Origin of the sequence: Nonomuraea sp. NPDC052265 (assembly GCF_044547985.1) — a bacterium.
GTDB lineage: Bacteria > Actinomycetota > Actinomycetes > Streptosporangiales > Streptosporangiaceae > Nonomuraea.
In genome coordinates this window covers 732,893-749,474 of record NZ_JBIUBJ010000002.1, presented here as the reverse complement: position 1 = coordinate 749,474, position 16,582 = coordinate 732,893, and the positions used below count along the sequence as shown (strand labels likewise).

The following is a 16,582-nucleotide window of genomic DNA, read 5'->3' as shown; positions in this document are numbered from 1 at the left end:
ACCGAACAATGCGATCATGAAACCCCGGATCGCGCGGGAAGGTCAGTCGGAGGCGAGCGCCGGAGGCGGCTCGGGGCCGGCGTCCCGCTCGACGGCGGGCGTCCCGTCCTCGTGCGGATAGTGCAGGTCGAACGCGGGCCGCTCGGAGCGGATCGGCGGCATGCCGGTGAAGTTGTGCCGCGGCGGCGGGCAGGAGGTCGCCCACTCCAGCGAGTTGCCGTAGCCCCAGGGGTCGTCGAGCGTGACCCTGGGCGCGTGCCTGGCCGTCTTGTACACGTTGTAGAGGAACGGCAGCGTCGAGGCGCCGAGCAGGAAGGCCCCGGCCGAGGAGACCTCGTTGAGCGCGGTGAAGCCGTCGGCCGCGCTGTAGTCGGCGTAGCGCCGCGGCATGCCGAGCTGGCCGAGCCAGTGCTGGACGAGGAACGTGGTGTGGAAGCCGACGAACAGCGTCCAGAAGTGCACCTTGCCGAGCCGGTCGTCGAGCATCCTGCCGGTCATCTTCGGCCACCAGAAGTAGAAGCCGGCGAACATGGCGAACACGACCGTGCCGAAGACCACGTAGTGGAAGTGGGCGACGACGAAGTAGGTGTCGCTGATGTGGAAGTCGAGCGGCGGCGAGGCCAGGATGACCCCGGTCAGCCCGCCGAGCAGGAACGTGACCAGGAACCCGACCGAGAACAACATCGGCGACTCGAACGACAGATGGCCCCGCCACATCGTGCCGATCCAGTTGAAGAACTTCACCCCGGTCGGCACCGCGATGAGGAACGTCATGAACGAGAAGAACGGCAGCAGCACCTGCCCGGTCGCGAACATGTGGTGCGCCCACACGGTCATCGACAGCCCGGCGATGGCGATCGTGGCCCCGATCAGGCTCATGTAGCCGAAGATCGGCTTGCGGCTGAACACCGGGATCACCTCGGTGATGATGCCGAAGAAGGGCAGCGCGATGATGTAGACCTCGGGATGGCCGAAGAACCAGAACAGGTGCTGCCACAGCAGCGGCCCGCCGCTCGCGCCGTCGAAGACGTGCGTGCCGAGCTTGCGGTCCGACTCCAGCACCAGCAGCGCGGCGGCCAGCACGGGGAAGGCCATCAGCACGAGCATGCTGGTCAGCAGGACGTTCCAGGTGAAGATCGGCAGGCGGAACATGGTCATGCCCGGGGCGCGCATGCCGATGATCGTGGAGATGAAGTTGACCGCGCCGAGGATCGTGCCGAGGCCGGACATCACCAGGCCCATGACCCACAGGTCGCCGCCGACCTGCGGCGAGTGGATGGCCGACGACAGCGGCGTGTAGGCGAACCAGCCGAAGTCGGCGGCCCCGCCGGGGGTGAGGAAGCCCGCCAGGACCATGAGCCCGCCGAACAGGAACAGCCAGTACGCCACCGCGTTCAGCCGCGGGAAGGCCACGTCCGGCGCGCCGATCTGCAGCGGCATGACCACGTTGGCGAACCCGGCGAACAGCGGCGTGGCGAACAGCAGCAGCATCACCGTGCCGTGGATGGTGAACAGCTGGTTGTACTGCTGCTGGGTGACCACCTGCATGCCGGGCTGCGCCAGCTCGGCCCTGATCATCATGGCCATGACGCCCGCGACCAGGAAGAAGCCGAAGGAGGTGATCAGGTAGAGGTACCCGATGACCTTGTGGTCGGTCGTCGAGAGCCAGGAGGCGATGACGGTCCCGGTACGGCGGCGCCTGACCTGCTCGATCGAGGTGTCCCGAACAGTCGTCACGGCTGCTCCCTCCTTCGCGGAGTTGTGCCTGCCCGATGCCGTCCATTCCACGCCGGCGATCGCCGGACGGGAAGCGCTTCTTTAGAACGTCTTTGAACCGGTGTCCCACATGCCGGGCGATTACCGGCTTCCCTGTGGATTTCTTCTATCCTTTGGACCGAACCGACTCGGAGGAGAGATCTCGTGACCGCACAGAGTGACTACGCCGCCCTTGTCCAGCGGGGGCTCTCGCTCGACCTCACCAGGGGCAAGCCGTCACCGCGCCAGCTCGATCTCTCCGACGGCCTGCTCAAGCTGCCTTCCTCCGTCAAGGCCGCCGACGGCACCGACGGCCGCAACTACGGCAACCTCCAGGGCCTGCCCGAGCTGCGCGAGATCTTCGCGCCGCTGGTGCAGGTGCCCGCCGGGCAGCTCGTCGTGGGCGGCAACTCCAGCCTGACGCTGATGCACGACACGATCGTGCACGCGCTGCTGTCGAAGGTGCCGGGGGCCGAGCGCCGCTGGGTCGAGGAGCCGGAGATCACGTTCCTGTGCCCGGTGCCCGGCTACGACCGGCATTTCACCATCTGTGAGCGGCTCGGCATCAAGATGACGGCCGTCCCCATGAACGCCGACGGCCCCGACATGGACGTCGTGGAGCGCCTGGTCGCCGCCGACCCGACGGTCAAGGGAATCTGGTGCGTGCCGAAGTACAGCAACCCCTCCGGCGTCACCTACGGCGAGGAGACCGTGCGCAGGCTGGCCGCCATGCCGACGGCCGCCCCCGACTTCCGGATCATGTGGGACAACGCCTACGCCGTCCACCACCTCACCGACACGCCGGACGAGCTGGCCGACCTGCTCGCGCTGGCGGCCGAGCACGGCAACGCCGACCGCGTGTTCGTCTACGCCTCCACCTCCAAGGTGACGTACGCGGGCTCGGGCGTGTCGTTCTTCGGCTCCTCCCCGGCGAACGTGGAGTGGTTCCTCGCCAACACCGCCAAGCAGTCCATCGGCCCCGACAAGCTCAACCAGCTCCGGCACGTCGAGTTCCTGCGCGACGCCGCGGGCGCGGCCGCGCACATGCGGCGGCACGCCGAGCTGATCGGGCCGAAGTTCGAGCTGGTCGACAAGGTGCTGACCGAGCGGCTCGGCGACCTGGCCACCTGGACCAGCCCGCGCGGCGGCTACTTCATCAGCCTGGAGGTGCCGCACGCCGCCGAGGTCGTGGCCAGGGCCAAGGCCGCGGGCATCGCGCTCACCCCCGCCGGCGCCACGCACCCCTACGGCCAGGACCCGGCCGACCGCACGATCCGCATCGCCCCCACCTTCCCCGAGCTGGAGGAGCTGGAGCAGGCCATCGACGGCCTGGCCGTCTGCGTCCGCCTGGTGGCGGAGGAGCGCGGCTAGATCGCCCGGCCCCTGAAGCCGAAGATGTACTCGCGCGTCTCGCCCGGATGGAACGAGACGCCGACCCCCGGCTCGAACGCGACGTTGTCGCGGGCGCAGTAGTACAGCCGTTGCCACACGGCCAGCGCCTTCTCCCGGGCCGGGGCCTCGGCGTGGTCGCGCCTGCGGGCGCCGCGCGCGCCGAGCACGAACAGCAGCCCGAGCCCCCAGAACAGCCCGGTGAGGCAGAACGGCGCGAGCAGCACCTCGCTCCACTGCGAGTCCTTGCCCATCGCGATCACCAGCGACACGACGAGATGCACCAGGGCCGCCACGCCGAGCATGATCCACCCCTGGTTCCTGGCCCAGGGCGTGTAGTGGCGGCTGGGGAACGACATCCACACCGCGAGCTGCGTACGGCTCATGACGTGCTTCGACGCGCCCATCGACGGCGCTGTCGGCAGGTCGGCGACCTCCCGCTGGCCGGGCAGCCTGACCCTTCCGATCCGGTATGTCGTCCCCGCGGCGACCGCGCCCGGAACCGAGACGAGCTGGTCAGCCTGCGTACATACCGGGCACCTGACTTCCACCCAGGGCAGTCTGGCCTTAAGGAACGGTCCGCGCAAACCGTAAGGTGCAGGTGTGAGACCGATTGATGCCCTGGTGAACTCCCTGTCCGAAGCTCGCGTGCTGACCGACCCGGACGTGATCGACTCCTACGCCCGCGACCGGACGTTCGTGGAGCCGGGCAAGCCGCTCGGCGTGGTGCTCGCCGCCTCCCGCGAGGACGTGGTGACGACCCTGCGGTGGGCCACCGAGCACCGGGTGCCGGTCGTGCCGCGCGGCGCCGGGACGGGCCTGGCGGGCGCGGCCACGGCCGGCGACGGGACGATCGTCCTGTCGCTGGCCAGGATGACGGCCATCAGGGAGCTCTCCCCCGCCGACGAGATCGCCGTGGTGGAGCCGGGCGTCATCACCGCCGACCTCGACCGCGCCGCCCGGGAGCACGGGCTCATGTACGCGCCGGACCCCTCGTCGTACGAGATCTCCACGATCGGCGGGAACCTGGCCACCAACGCCGGCGGCCTGCGCTGCGTGAAGTACGGCGTCACCAGGGACGCCACGCTCGGCCTTGAGGTCGTGCTGGCCGACGGGCGGATCCTGAACACCGGCCGGCGCACGATGAAGGGCGTCACCGGCTACGACCTGACCGGGCTGTTCGTCGGCTCGGAGGGCACACTGGGCGTGATCACCGCGGCCACCGTGCGGCTGCGGCGGGCGCCCGCCGCGCCGCCCGCGACGTTCGCCGCCGAGTTCGGCTCGCTGCGCGAGGCGGGCTCGGCCGTGTCGGCGATCATGGCCGCGGGCTGCCAGCCCTCGCTGATGGAACTGCTGGACCGGGCCACGCTGGAGGCCATCGACGACTGGCGCAACATCGGGCTCGAACCCGCCACGCAGGCCATGCTGATCGGCCAGTCGGACGCGACCGACGGCCAGGCCATGGCCGCCCGCATGGAACGGCTCTGCCTGGACAACGGCGCCTCGTTCGTGGCCGTCTCCTCCAGTCCGCAGGAGACCGAGGAGTTGGTCGGGCTGCGCAGGATGGCCTACCAGGCCAAGGAGCGGCTGGGGGCGTGCCTGGTCGAGGACGTGTGCGTGCCACGCTCGGCGCTGCCCGAGATGATCACGGCGATCGAGGCGGCGGCGGACCGGCACGGCGTGCGCATCTGCACGGTCGCCCACGCCGGGGACGGCAATCTGCACCCGGTCTTCATCTTCGAGCACGGCACGGCCGAGCCGCCCGCCGAGGTGTGGGCCGCGGCCGACGAGGTCTTCCGGCACGCGCTGTCGCTCGGCGGCACGCTGACCGGCGAGCACGGCGTGGGCGTGCTGAAGCGGCGCTGGCTGGGGCTGGAGTCGGGGCCGGTGGCGACCGAGGTGCAGCAGGGGATCAAGGCGGTCTTCGACCCCTTGGGGATCATGAATCCGGGCAAGGCCATCTGAATTTGGCCAAGCCGTGACCTTGGGCTCCGGTACGGACACGAGCTGCGACGGAACGCTGACATCTTTCGTCAAAAGGGGAAGTTACTTCCACGTCCGGCAGACGCCCCACTTGTCACGCTGGTAGCGTTTTGCCCCATCTATTGGTTGTGATGGGGGTCCGACGTGAATCAGTTCCAGCCGTTGGCAGGGGACGACCCGCGGCGGCTGGGGGCGTACGACATCGTCGCCCGGCTCGGCGAGGGTGGTCAAGGCGTCGTCTATCTGGGCAAGAGCGACTCGGGGGAACAGGTCGCCGTCAAGCTGCTGCACCACGCCCTCGTGGCCGACGCCGACGCGCGGACCAGGTTCCTGCGCGAGGTGGCGGTGGCGCAGCGGGTCGCCCGGTTCTGCACCGCGCCCGTCCTCCACGCCGACCTGGACGGGAGCCGGCCGTACATCGTGAGCGAGTACGTGCCGGGGCCCTCCCTGCGCGAGCTCGTCATCAACGAGGGCCCGCGGCGGGGCGCGGCGCTGGAACGCCTCGCGATCAGCACGGCCACCGCGCTGGCGGCCATCCACCGGGCCGGGATCCTGCACCGCGACTTCAAGCCCGCGAACGTGCTCATGGGCCCCGAGGGACCGGTCGTGATCGACTTCGGCATCGCCCGCGCCCTGGACTCTCCGGGGGCCACGGCCACGGGGATGGCGATGGGGACGCCGTCGTACCTGGCGCCCGAGCAGCTCAGCGGGGCCGCCGTGTCGGAGGCCGCCGACGTCTTCGCGTGGGGCGTCACGATGGTGTACGCGGCCACCGGCAAGCCCGCGTTCGGGGCCGACTCGATCCCCGTGGTGATGAACCGCATCCTGAACGAGGAGCCGCAGCTCGGCGGGATGGAGGGCGAGCTCGGCGCGCTGGTGGGGCTGTGCCTGTCCAAGGACCCGGCGCAGCGGCCGAGCGCCGACGAGCTGATCGTCCGCCTCACGGGCCAGCCCGCTCCCAAGGCCGCCGTCGAGCCGGTCACCGGGGCCACCGCCACCCCCGCCGTCCCCCACCAGGCCGGCCCGCACGCGTCCGGGCCCGGACAGGACGCCTACCCCGGCCCCTGGACCCAGCCGTCCGGCCCCAACCCCGTCCCCCAGCAGGCGGGCCCCCACAACCGCCCCGGCGCCCCGCAGGGACCGGCGGGCGGCCCCGGCACGCCGGGCGGCCCCCACGCGGGCGCCATGCCCGCCGCTCCCCAGGGCGGCCCCCACCCCGGTGCGCCCCAGGGCGGCCCGCAGGGCGCGGCTGCGCACGGGCACCCGCACGGCGGCATGCCCGGCGGCCCGCAACCCGGACACCCGGGCGGACCCCAGGGACACCCCGGCGGACCTCAGGCGGGACACCCCGGCGGACCTCAGGCCGGGAACCCGGGGGCGACTCGGGTCGGGAGTGCCGGTGGTCCGCAGGGCGAGCCGTCCGGTAAAGCGCCCGACAAGCAGCGGCGGACGTTGACGCTCGCCCTCTCCGGCGCGGCCGCCGCCGCGCTGCTCGTGGTGGCCGGCGCCGTCGTCGTGCAGGCCAACAGCGGCACGGTCCCCGTGACCGCCACCGGCAACGCCTCCCAGAACCCCAAGGGCGACGGCCAGGGCGCCGGGCAGCCCGGCGAGCCGCCCACCGCCGAGGTGACCCCGGACCCGATCCTCACGGCGGAGACCGGCGAGCCCGTCCCCACGCTGGACGTCGGCCAGGCCGATCCGCCCAAGAAGGTCAAGCACACCGAGGACCCCGTCATCCAGGTCCCGAACCCGGTGACGAACGTGCCCACGACCCACCCCACCGTCAAGAGCAGCCCCACGGCCAAGCCCACCGCCACCAAGAAGAAGCCCACCGGCCTGATCGACGGCGAGGACGAGCCGACGCTCACCCCGACCCCCGGCCCGACGACCACGGTCCCGGGCCCGGCCAAGAAGCCGGCGACGACCAAGCCCACGACCAAACCCACCGCCACGCCCACCGCCACGCTCAAGCCGAACACCTACAACGTGGTGACCGTCTGCGGCTCGGGCTTCAAGGTGATCGACAAGCACGCGCTGGGCAGCTCGGCCACGATCTACCTGCTCTACAACACCAGCGCGGGCAAGAACTGCGTGGTCACGATGTCGAAGCTGGTCTATCCCGGCAAGGTCTCCATGAACGCCACCCTCCAGGTCCAGGGCGGCGCGAGCGGCGGCAACCCGGGCAAGTTCACCGCGTACGCGGGGCCGGTCCGGCTGGCGGCCGTGAAGAAGTGCGTGATCTGGGGCGGTTCGTGGAACTCGCTGAGCTGGAAGTCCGGCTGGAGCCACTGCACCTGACGCGACCGCGCGCGGCGGGACCCCTTCCTTCCGCGCGCCCCGGTCGCTACCGTGACTGACGTGATCGTCAGGTCCCTGACCCTGCGCGGCAAGCGCACGCGGGCCACGTTGCTCGCGGCCGGGCGTGAGGCGTTCGAGGAGCACGGGTACGACGCCGTGCGGATCGACGACGTGTGCGCGCGGGCGGGGGTCTCCCACGGCACCTTCTACACTTACTTCGACTCCAAGGAGTCGTTGTTCGGGGAGGTCGCGCAGGCGGTGGTCGGCGAGATGTTCGCGGCGAGCGCGGTCGGCGCGGCCGTCCCTGACGACCCCTACGCCCGCATCGAGGCCGCCAACCGCCTCTACCTGCGGGCCTGGGCGGCGAACTCGCGCCTGGTGCGCATGCTGGAGCACGCCGCCGACACCGAGCCCCGGTTCGGGCGGCTGCTGCTTGAACTGCGCGAGGCGTTCGTCCGGCGCGGCGCCGACGGGCTGCGCCGCCTCCAGGAGCAGGGCCTGGCCGACCCCTCGCTCGACCCGCGGCTGACGGCCGTCATGCTGGGCGGCATGGTCGAGCACTTCGCCCACGTGTGGCTGGACCTCGGGGAGCGGGCCGGCGAGCAGGACGCCGTCGACCACCTGACCCGGCTGTGGGCGCGGGCCATCGGATTGACGCCCACGTCGACTTCGCGACAGGAGGCCCCGTGATCAGGAGCCGGCTCGATCCGCGCGGCGCCGAGTACCTGGCCCGGCGCGAGGCCATGCTCGCCAAGCTGGCCGATCTCGACGCCGAGCACGCCAAGGCGGTGGGCGGCGGCGGCGAGAAGTACGTCGAGCGTCACCGCCGGCGCGGCAAGCTGCTCGCCAGGGAGCGCATCGAGCTGCTGGTGGACCCCGACTCGCCGTTCCTGGAGCTGTCCCCGCTGGCCGCGTGGGGCAGCGAGTTCCAGGTGGGCGCGGGCATGGTGACCGGCATCGGGGTGATCGAGGGCGTCGAGTGCCTGATCACCGCGAACGACCCCACGGTCAGGGGCGGCGCGTCCAACCCGTGGACGCTGCGCAAGTCGCTGCGCGCGGCCGACATCGCGCTCGCCAACCGGCTGCCGTACGTGAACCTGGTCGAGAGCGGCGGCGCGGACCTGCCGACGCAGAAGGAGATCTTCATCCCGGGCGGCCGGATCTTCCGCGACCTGACGCGGTTGTCGGCGGCCGGCGTCCCGACGGTCGCGCTGGTGTTCGGCAACTCCACGGCCGGCGGCGCGTACGTGCCCGGCATGAGCGACTACGTGGTGATGGTCCGCGACCGCGCCAAGGTGTTCCTCGGCGGCCCGCCGCTGGTGAGGATGGCGACCGGCGAGGAGTCCGACGACGAGTCGCTGGGCGGCGCCGAGATGCACGCCAGGACCAGCGGCCTGGCCGACTACCTGGCCGAGGACGAGCACGACGCGCTGCGCATCGGCCGGGCCGTCGTGCGCTCGCTCAACTGGCGTAAGCGGGGCGTGCGGCCGCTGCCCGCCCGCGAGCCCGTCTATCCGGCCGACGAGCTGCTGGGGATCGTCCCGGAGGACCTGAAGATCCCCTTCGACCCGCGCGAGGTGATCGCCCGGGTGGTGGACGCCAGCGAGTTCGAGGAGTTCAAGCCCCTGTACGGCCCGTCGCTGGTCACCGGCTGGGCGCGCGTCCACGGTTACCCGGTCGGGGTGCTGGCCAACGCGCGCGGGGTGCTGTTCAGCGCGGAGTCGCAGAAGGCCACCCAGTTCATCCAGCTCGCGAACCAGTCGCGCACGCCGCTGCTGTTCCTGCAGAACACCACCGGCTACATGGTGGGCAAGGACTACGAGCAGGGCGGCATCATCAAGCACGGCGCGATGATGATCAACGCCGTGTCGAACTCGACCGTGCCCCACCTGACCGTCGTCATGGGCGCCTCCTACGGCGCCGGCAACTACGGCATGTGCGGGCGCGCCTACGATCCCCGGTTCCTGTTCAGCTGGCCGAGCGCCAAGTCTGCGGTGATGGGCCCGGCCCAGCTCGCCGGGGTGCTGTCGATCGTGGGGCGGGCCGCGGCGCAGGCCAGGGGCCAGGTCTACGACGAGGAGGCCGACGCGGCGATGCGTGCCATGGTGGAGTCCCAGATCGAGGCGGAGTCGTTGCCGTTCTTCCTGTCGGGGCGGCTCTACGACGACGGGGTGATCGACCCCCGCGACACCCGTACGGTGCTGGGGATGTGCCTGTCGTCGATCAACAGCGCGCCGGTGCCGCCGGCGGCGGGGTTCGGGGTGTTCCGGCCGTGATCACCCGTCTGCTCGTCGCGAACCGGGGCGAGATCGCCCGCCGCGTCTTCCGCACCTGCCGCTCGCTCGGCCTCTCCACGGTCGCCGTCTTCTCCGACGCCGACGCCGGCGCGCCGCACGTCCGCGAGGCCGACCTCGCCGTACGCCTCCCGGGGTCCCACCCGGCCGAGACCTACCTGGCGGTGGACCGGATCATCGAGGCGTGCCGGGCCTGCGGCGCCGACGCGGTGCACCCGGGTTACGGCTTCCTGTCGGAGAACGCCGCGTTCGCGCAGGCCGTGCTGGACGCCGGGCTCACGTGGGTGGGGCCGCCGCCCGCCGCGATCGAGGCGATGGGCTCGAAGATCGCGGCGAAGCGGCTGATGGAGGAGGCCGGGGTTCCGGTGCTGCCCTCGCTCGACCTGGCCGCGCCGGGCGAGTTCCCGCTGCTGGTGAAGGCGTCCGCGGGCGGGGGCGGGCGCGGGATGCGGATCGTCAGGCACGCCGGAGAGCTGGCCGCCGAGGTGGAGTCGGCGCGGCGGGAGGCGGCGGCGGCCTTCGGCGACGGCGACGTGTTCGCCGAGCCGCTGCTGGAGGCCGCCCGGCACGTCGAGGTGCAGGTGCTGGCCGACGCGCACGGCACGGTGTGGGCGCTGGGCGAGCGCGAGTGCAGCGTCCAGCGCAGGCACCAGAAGGTCGTCGAGGAGTGCCCGTCGCCGGGGATCTCGGAGCGCACCCGCGAGCTGCTGTGCGCGGCGGCCGTGCGGGCGGCCCGCCGGATCGGCTACGTCGGGGTCGGCACGGTGGAGTTCCTGGTCAAGGGCGACCGGGTGGCGTTCCTGGAGATGAACACCCGGCTCCAGGTCGAGCATCCGGTCACCGAGCTGGTCTTCGGCGTCGACCTCGTACGGCTGCAACTCGAGGTGGCCGAGGGCGCGGCGCTGCCGCCGGAGCCGCCCGGCCCGCGCGGCCACGCGATCGAGGCGCGGCTGTACGCCGAGGACGCCGGTTACGTGCCGCAGACGGGCGTGCTGCGCCGGTTCGAGGTGCCGGGGGACGTGCGGGTGGACTCGGGCGTCGAGTCCGGGTCGGAGGTGTCGCCGCACTACGACGCGATGCTGGCCAAGATCGTCGCGTACGGGGCGACGCGGGCGGAGGCGGCGCGGAAGCTGGCCACGTCCCTGCGCCGGGCCCGGTTGCACGGCGTCACCACCAACCGTGACCTGCTGCTGGAGATCGTGACCAGCCCGGCCTTCCTGGCGGGCGAGACGAACACCGCCTTCCTGTCCCCCGGCGGCCCACTGTCGCCGCCGTCGCCGTTGTCGCCGCGGGCCGGCGACGGCGGGCTGCCGGCGCTGGCCGCCGCGCTCGCCATGGCCGCCGCGAACCGTCGCGACGCCCGGGTCCTGGCCGGGCTGCCCGCCGGCTGGCGCAACGTGCGCTCGCAGCCCGCCCGCGCCCGCTTCGCGGAGGCCGACGTCGTCTACGACCCGCTGCCCCCGGGCGTCGGCGTGGTCTCGGCACGGCCGGAGGAGGTGGTCCTGGAACGCGACGGCCTGCGGCAGACCTTCCAGGTCGCCCGGTACGACGGCGACGACCACGTCTACGTGGACTCCCCCATGGGCGCGGCGGTGCTGACGCCGGTACCGCGCCTGCCCGAGCCGGTCGAGCACGTCGCCCCCGGCTCGCTGCTCGCGCCCATGCCGGGCAGCGTGCTGCGGGTCGAGGTGGCCGAGGGCGACACGGTGGTCCAGGGCCAGCCGGTCCTGGTGCTGGAGGCGATGAAGATGGAGCATCGCATCGCGGCCCCGGCGGGCGGCGTGGTGTCGGACGTACGCGTCGAGAAGGGACAGCAGGTCGAAGCCGGGGCCGTGCTGGCGATCATCCAGGAGGAGGGCCCATGACGAGCCTCGTGCACAGGGAGCTGGCGGAGGGCGTGGCCACCGTCACGCTCGACTCGCCGGCCAATCGCAACGCGCTGTCCAGGCGGCTGCTGGCCGAGCTGGCCGAGCACCTGCGCTGGGCGCTGGCCGAGCCGGACGCCCGGGTGATCGTGCTGACCGGCACGGGCCGGGTGTTCTGCTCGGGCGCCGATCTGAAGGAGCAGCGCGGCGACCCGGACGCGCCGGTGACGGCGTCCTTCCCCGAGATCATGACGCTGCTCTGGGAGAGCCCGAAGCCGGTGATCTGCCGCCTGAACGGCACGGCCAGAGCGGGCGGCCTCGGCCTGGTCGCCGCGTGCGACTTCGCGATCGCGCCGGACACGGCGTCGTTCGCGTTCACCGAGGTGCGGCTCGGGGTGGTGCCCGCGATGATCTCGGTGCCCGTGCTGCGCAGGCTCGACCCGCGGGCGGCGGCCGAGTACTTCCTGACCGGCGAGGTGTTCGACGCGGCCACCGCGGCCCGGATCGGCCTGCTGACCAGGGCCGTCCCCGAGGGCGAGCTCGACACCGCCGTTCGCCACTACGCGGGGATGCTGGCCAGGGGCGGCCCGGAGGCGCTGGCCATCACCAAGCGGCTGGTGCGGGAGGTGCCCGCGGTGTCGTTCGAGGAGGGGCTGCGGCGGATGAGCGAGTTGTCGGCCGAGCGGTTCACCTCGGCCGAGGGGCAGGAGGGCATCGCGGCGTTCATGGACAAACGGCCGCCCAAGTGGGTGCCGTGATGGCGCTGCGCGTCGCCAATTGCAGCGGTTTCTACGGCGACCGGCTCTCGGCGGCCAGGGAGATGGTCGAGGGCGGCCCGATCGACGTGCTCACCGGCGACTGGCTGGCCGAGCTGACCATGCTGATCCTGGCCGGCAACCGGCTCAAGGGCCGTCCCGGCTACGCGCCCACGTTCCTGCGCCAGCTTGAGGACGTGCTCGGCCCCTGCCTCGACCGCGGCATCAGGATCGTCACGAACGCGGGCGGGCTCGACCCGGCCGGGTGCGCCGAGGCCGTGCACGAGCTGGCCGCCCGGCTGGGCCTGTCCCCCAAGGTCGCCCACGTCACCGGCGACGACCTCATGGGCCGCCCGCTCGACCTGGTCAACGCCGACACCGGCGAGCGCGCGCCGGCCGCGCCGCTGACCGCGAACGCCTACCTCGGCGGCCGTCCCATCGCCGCCGCGCTGTCGGCGGGCGCGGACGTCGTGGTGACCGGCCGCGTGACCGACGCCGCCCTGGTCACCGGCCCCGGCATCTGGCGGTACGGGTGGGGCCCCGGCGACCTCGACCCGCTGGCCGGCTCGGTCGTGGCGGGTCACGTCATCGAGTGCGGCTGCCAGGCCACGGGCGGCAACTACGCCTTCTTCCAGGACGTGCCCGACCTGGCCCACTGCGGCTTCCCCATCGCCGAGCTGCGCGCCGACGGCTCGTCCGTGATCACCAAGCATCCGGGGACGGGCGGCCTGGTCTCGGTCGGCACGGTCACCGCGCAGCTCGTCTACGAGCTGGGCGGCCCGCGCTACCTGGGCCCCGACGTGGTCGCCAGGTTCGACACGATCACGCTCTCGGACGACGGCCCCGACCGGGTGCTGATCTCCGGCGTCCGGGGCGAACCGCCGCCGGACACGCTCAAGGTCGCCGTCAACTACCCGGCCGGCTACCGCAACACGATGACGCTCGTCCTGACCGGCCTGGACGTCGAGGCCAAGGCGCGGGCCGCCGAGGAGGCCGTCTGGGCGCGGGTGCCACGCGAGACCTTCGACCACGTGGACGTGACGCTGACGGACGCGGGCCTGCTGCGGATCACCGTCATGGACGCCGACCGGCGCACGGCGGGCCGGGTCTTCTCCTCGGCCGTCGTGGAGACGGGCCTGTCCAGCTACCCGGGCTTCCACGGCCTCACCCCGCCGGGCGACGCCTCCCCGTACGGGGTGTACTGGCCGGTCCTGGTTCCGGCGTCGGAGGTGCGGCCACGGGTCTTCCTGGACGGCGTGGAGCTGCCCGCCCGAAAGGAGCCTCCGGTTCCCGCGGGCGGGCCGGTCCCGCCACCGGTCGGGCCGCCGGTTCCGGCGCCGCCCGGCGGGCCCACCGTGCGCCTGCCCCTGGGCCGGGTCGCGGGCGCGCGCTCCGGCGACAAGGGCGGGAACGCCAACCTCGGCGTCTGGGCCGCGACCGTCGAGCAGTACGCCTGGCTGGCCGCCACCCTCACCGCCGACCGGCTCAAGGTCCTGCTCCCGGAGCTGGCCGCCCACCGCGTCGACCGTCACGAGCTGCCCAACATCAGGGCGCTCAACTTCGTCGTCCACGGGCTGCTCGGCAGGGGCGTGGCGGCCAGTCCGCGTATGGACCCGCAGGCCAAGGCCCTGGGCGAGGAGCTACGCGCCCAGGTCGTCGACGTGCCCGCCGCCCTGCTCCCGCCGGGCGCGCAGGCCGAGCAGCCCGGCGCCTAGCAGGCCCGCGTCCACGCCGAGCGCCGAGACCCGTACCTCGGGCGCCGGGCGGAAGGCGAGCCGGGCGGCCAGCCGGGCCCGCAGCGGGGTCAGCAGGGCGTCCCCGGCCAGCGACAGGCCGCCGCCGACGACGATCACCGAGGGGTCCAGCACCAGCGTGTACGTGGCCAGGCCCAGCGCGAGCGCCTCCACGGCCTCCGCCCACACCCGGGCGGCCGGTTCGTCCCCCGCCGCGGCTCGGCGGACGACGTCCTCGGCGGAGGTCTCGCCGGCGCGGGCGGCGACGGAGGCGGCCGAGGCGTAGGCCGCCAGGCAGCCGCGCTGCCCGCACGGGCACGGGAGCCCGCCGGGGTGCACCGGGACGTGCCCGATCTGCCCGGCCCAACCGGCGGCCCCGCCGTACAGGGAGCCGGACAGCGAGCCGGACAGGACGACGGCTCCGGCGATGCCGGTGCCGATGGGCAGGTACAGCGCGTCGGCGGCGGCCGATCCGTAGGCCAGCTCCGCCTCGCCGGCCGAGCGCACGTCGTGGCCGAGGGCGAGCGGGAGCCTCCCGTCGGTGAACGCGGCGGCGGGGACGTCCCGCCAGCCGAACGCGGCCGAGAAGACCGCCCGCTCCGGCGTGACCAGGCCGGGCACGGCCAGGCCCACGGCCTGCGGGCGCAGGAGGGCGCCGGCGACCGTGCGCGGCTCGGTCAGGTCGGCGACGAAGGCGGAGATCGCCGCGATGACACGTTCCGGCCCCTCGATGCGGGGGGTGGGACGGCGTTCCCGGTAGAGGATGGTGCCGTCCTGGGCGATCAATCCGCCCTTCAAGGTCGTCCCGCCGACATCAATCGCCACAACACACTTCATCCACCCATATTCTCCCAGCGCGGGATGATGTCTGCCCATGACGCTGCGTCGCCTGACATCTGATGACCTGGAGGACTGCACCCGCCCGGCGACCCCGGCCGGCCTGGACACCATCCTCGCCCTGGACGCCGAGGTGTTCGGCACCGACCGCTCGCGGCGGTTCCTGCCGTTCATGCCGGCCCTGGGTTGACCGGGCCTCGAAGGCTCTCGTAGGTTGAAGCCCTCCAGAATATCGTTCTGTCAAAGGGCGGCCATGACCTCCACCCACATCGACGTCAGCGCCATCGACCTCGACGACCTCGGCGCGTGGATGGACGCCGAGGGGCTGCCGGGCGGGCCGATCACGGAGGTCGCGCCGGTCGCGGGCGGCACGCAGAACGTCATGGTCCGCCTCGAACGCGGCGGCCGGCCGTACATCCTGCGCAGGCCGCCCCTGCACGCCCGGAGCAGGAGCAACGAGGTGCTGCGGCGCGAGGCGCGGCTGCTGGCCGCGCTGAGCGGCACGGCGGTGCCCGCGCCGCGGCTGGTGGCCGCGCAGACCGCGCGGGAGCCGGTGTTCTACCTGATGGAACCGGTGGCCGGGTTCAACCCCTCGACCGGGCTGCCCGAGCCGCACGCCTCCGACCCCGCGATCCGGCACCGGATGGGTCTGGAGGCCGCCGTCGCGCTGGCCGAGCTGGGACGGGTCGATCCGGAGGTGCTGCCCGGCTTCGGCCGCCCCGAGGGCTTCCTCGAACGGCAGGTGCCGCGCTGGCTGAAGGAGCTCGACTCCTACGGCGAGCTCGACGGCTACCCCGGCCCCGACATCCCCGCCCTGGAGGCGACGGCCGGCTGGCTCACCCGCCACCGGCCGGCCACGTTCGTCCCGGGGATCATGCACGGCGACTACCACTTCGCCAACCTGATGTACGCCCTCGACGGGCCCAGGGTGGCGGCGATCGTCGACTGGGAGATGTGCACGATCGGCGACCCGCTGCTCGACCTGGGCTGGCTGCTGGCCACCTGGCCGGGCAACAACGGGCACGTGCCGGGGCTGCCGTCGGAGCGGGAGCTGGTCGCGTACTACGCGGCGCTGTCGGAGCGCGACCTGTCGGCGATCGACTGGTACGCGGTGATGGCCTGCTTCAAGCTCGGCATCGTGCTGGAGGGCACGCACGCGCGGGCGTTCGCCGGCAAGGCGCCCCGCGACATCGGCGACGTGCTGCACGCGACCACCCTCGGTCTGTTCGCCCGTGCCCACGACATCATGGAGGGCTTGTTGCGCTGAACCCGATGCGGGAAAAGGATCACGCCGGACGCCCAGATGCGTACAATTGCGCGCAATTGCATCTGGCATTCGGGGAAAGGATCGTCATGCGCATGCGGTTCCTCGGCTCCACTTCTGAGGCGGGCGCCTGCCCCACCTTGTACGAGACCGATCGCGGCACCATCGTCGTCCAGGGACTTCACGTCACCGACCCCGAGGCGCTCGCGGACCTCCGCGACGTGCTCGACGGCGAGGCCGCCGTCGAGGTGCCCCGCGAGCTCCTGACCGAGATCGCCCGCCGGGTGCTGCCCGACGGGTCAGCCGGCGCCCGGCCCACCAGCGACGGGACACCGTCGGCAACCGCTTGATCACGATTGCGCGGCTGGGCCTGGCATGATCGGTCCTCGCGGGGCTAGCCTCTTGCCGC

Annotated in this window: 14 protein-coding genes; 11 read left to right on the top strand and 3 right to left on the bottom strand. The window is 72.7% G+C overall.

The annotated features are described in order from the left end of the window. Window positions 1-42 precede the first annotated feature (42 nt). Window positions 43-1,737 carry a cytochrome c oxidase subunit I gene (ctaD, locus tag ACIHAD_RS08650; protein ID WP_397353717.1) on the bottom strand — a complete coding sequence of 565 codons (1,695 nt, stop codon included), beginning with the start codon at window positions 1,735-1,737 and terminating at the stop codon, window positions 43-45. 183 nt (window positions 1,738-1,920) lie between these two features. On the opposite strand from ctaD, the gene ACIHAD_RS08645 reads away from it, so the two are divergent. Then, window positions 1,921-3,126, top strand: a complete 1,206-nt coding sequence (locus ACIHAD_RS08645; protein WP_397353716.1) for an aminotransferase class I/II-fold pyridoxal phosphate-dependent enzyme — start codon at window positions 1,921-1,923, stop codon at window positions 3,124-3,126. On the opposite strand, the gene ACIHAD_RS08640 is transcribed toward ACIHAD_RS08645, so the two are convergent. After that, window positions 3,123-3,530 (bottom strand): hypothetical protein, encoded by a 408-nt coding sequence (locus ACIHAD_RS08640; RefSeq protein ID WP_397353715.1) that lies wholly within the window; start codon window positions 3,528-3,530, stop codon window positions 3,123-3,125. The two genes, ACIHAD_RS08645 and ACIHAD_RS08640, sit on opposite strands and share 4 nt — an antisense overlap. Before the next feature lie 217 nt (window positions 3,531-3,747). Between ACIHAD_RS08640 and ACIHAD_RS08635 the strand changes: the two genes are divergently transcribed. The 7 genes from ACIHAD_RS08635 to ACIHAD_RS08605 all read left to right on the top strand — a co-directional run bounded on the left by ACIHAD_RS08635 (window position 3,748) and on the right by ACIHAD_RS08605 (window position 14,054). After that, window positions 3,748-5,109, top strand: coding sequence for an FAD-binding oxidoreductase (locus ACIHAD_RS08635; protein WP_397353714.1), 1,362 nt, complete (start codon window positions 3,748-3,750; stop codon window positions 5,107-5,109). Between the two features lie 162 nt (window positions 5,110-5,271). Next, entirely contained in the window at window positions 5,272-7,425 is a 2,154-nt protein-coding gene (locus tag ACIHAD_RS08630; RefSeq protein ID WP_397353713.1) for a serine/threonine protein kinase, read from the top strand. Between the two features lie 60 nt (window positions 7,426-7,485). Beyond that, window positions 7,486-8,115 (top strand): TetR/AcrR family transcriptional regulator, encoded by a 630-nt coding sequence (locus ACIHAD_RS08625; protein WP_397353712.1) that lies wholly within the window; start codon window positions 7,486-7,488, stop codon window positions 8,113-8,115. Window positions 8,116-8,168: 53 nt separating this feature from the next. Next, a complete protein-coding gene (locus tag ACIHAD_RS08620; RefSeq protein WP_397353880.1) occupies window positions 8,169-9,701 on the top strand; it encodes an acyl-CoA carboxylase subunit beta in 1,533 nt (510 codons plus the stop codon). Beyond that, window positions 9,698-11,584: a biotin carboxylase N-terminal domain-containing protein gene (locus tag ACIHAD_RS08615; protein ID WP_397353711.1), complete on the top strand. Its 1,887-nt coding sequence runs from the start codon at window positions 9,698-9,700 to the stop codon at window positions 11,582-11,584. The genes ACIHAD_RS08620 and ACIHAD_RS08615 overlap by 4 nt, the downstream gene beginning before the upstream one ends. Continuing rightward, entirely contained in the window at window positions 11,581-12,342 is a 762-nt protein-coding gene (locus ACIHAD_RS08610) for an enoyl-CoA hydratase-related protein (RefSeq protein ID WP_397353710.1), read from the top strand. Before ACIHAD_RS08615 ends, ACIHAD_RS08610 begins: the two co-directional genes overlap by 4 nt. Further along, window positions 12,342-14,054 (top strand): acyclic terpene utilization AtuA family protein, encoded by a 1,713-nt coding sequence (locus tag ACIHAD_RS08605; RefSeq protein ID WP_397353709.1) that lies wholly within the window; start codon window positions 12,342-12,344, stop codon window positions 14,052-14,054. Before ACIHAD_RS08610 ends, ACIHAD_RS08605 begins: the two co-directional genes overlap by 1 nt. On the opposite strand, the gene ACIHAD_RS08600 is transcribed toward ACIHAD_RS08605, so the two are convergent. After that, window positions 13,980-14,897, bottom strand: a complete 918-nt coding sequence (locus ACIHAD_RS08600; protein WP_397353708.1) for an ROK family protein — start codon at window positions 14,895-14,897, stop codon at window positions 13,980-13,982. The two genes, ACIHAD_RS08605 and ACIHAD_RS08600, sit on opposite strands and share 75 nt — an antisense overlap. A 49-nt stretch (window positions 14,898-14,946) precedes the next feature. Between ACIHAD_RS08600 and ACIHAD_RS08595 the strand changes: the two genes are divergently transcribed. From ACIHAD_RS08595 to ACIHAD_RS08585, 3 genes are all read left to right on the top strand, one after another. Next, window positions 14,947-15,099, top strand: a complete 153-nt coding sequence (locus tag ACIHAD_RS08595; protein WP_397353707.1) for a hypothetical protein — start codon at window positions 14,947-14,949, stop codon at window positions 15,097-15,099. 63 nt (window positions 15,100-15,162) lie between these two features. Next, entirely contained in the window at window positions 15,163-16,176 is a 1,014-nt protein-coding gene (locus ACIHAD_RS08590) for a phosphotransferase family protein (protein ID WP_397353706.1), read from the top strand. Window positions 16,177-16,262: 86 nt separating this feature from the next. Continuing rightward, on the top strand, window positions 16,263-16,523 hold the full coding sequence (locus tag ACIHAD_RS08585; protein WP_352357014.1) for a hypothetical protein: 261 nt from the start codon (window positions 16,263-16,265) through the stop codon (window positions 16,521-16,523). Window positions 16,524-16,582 lie beyond the last annotated feature (59 nt).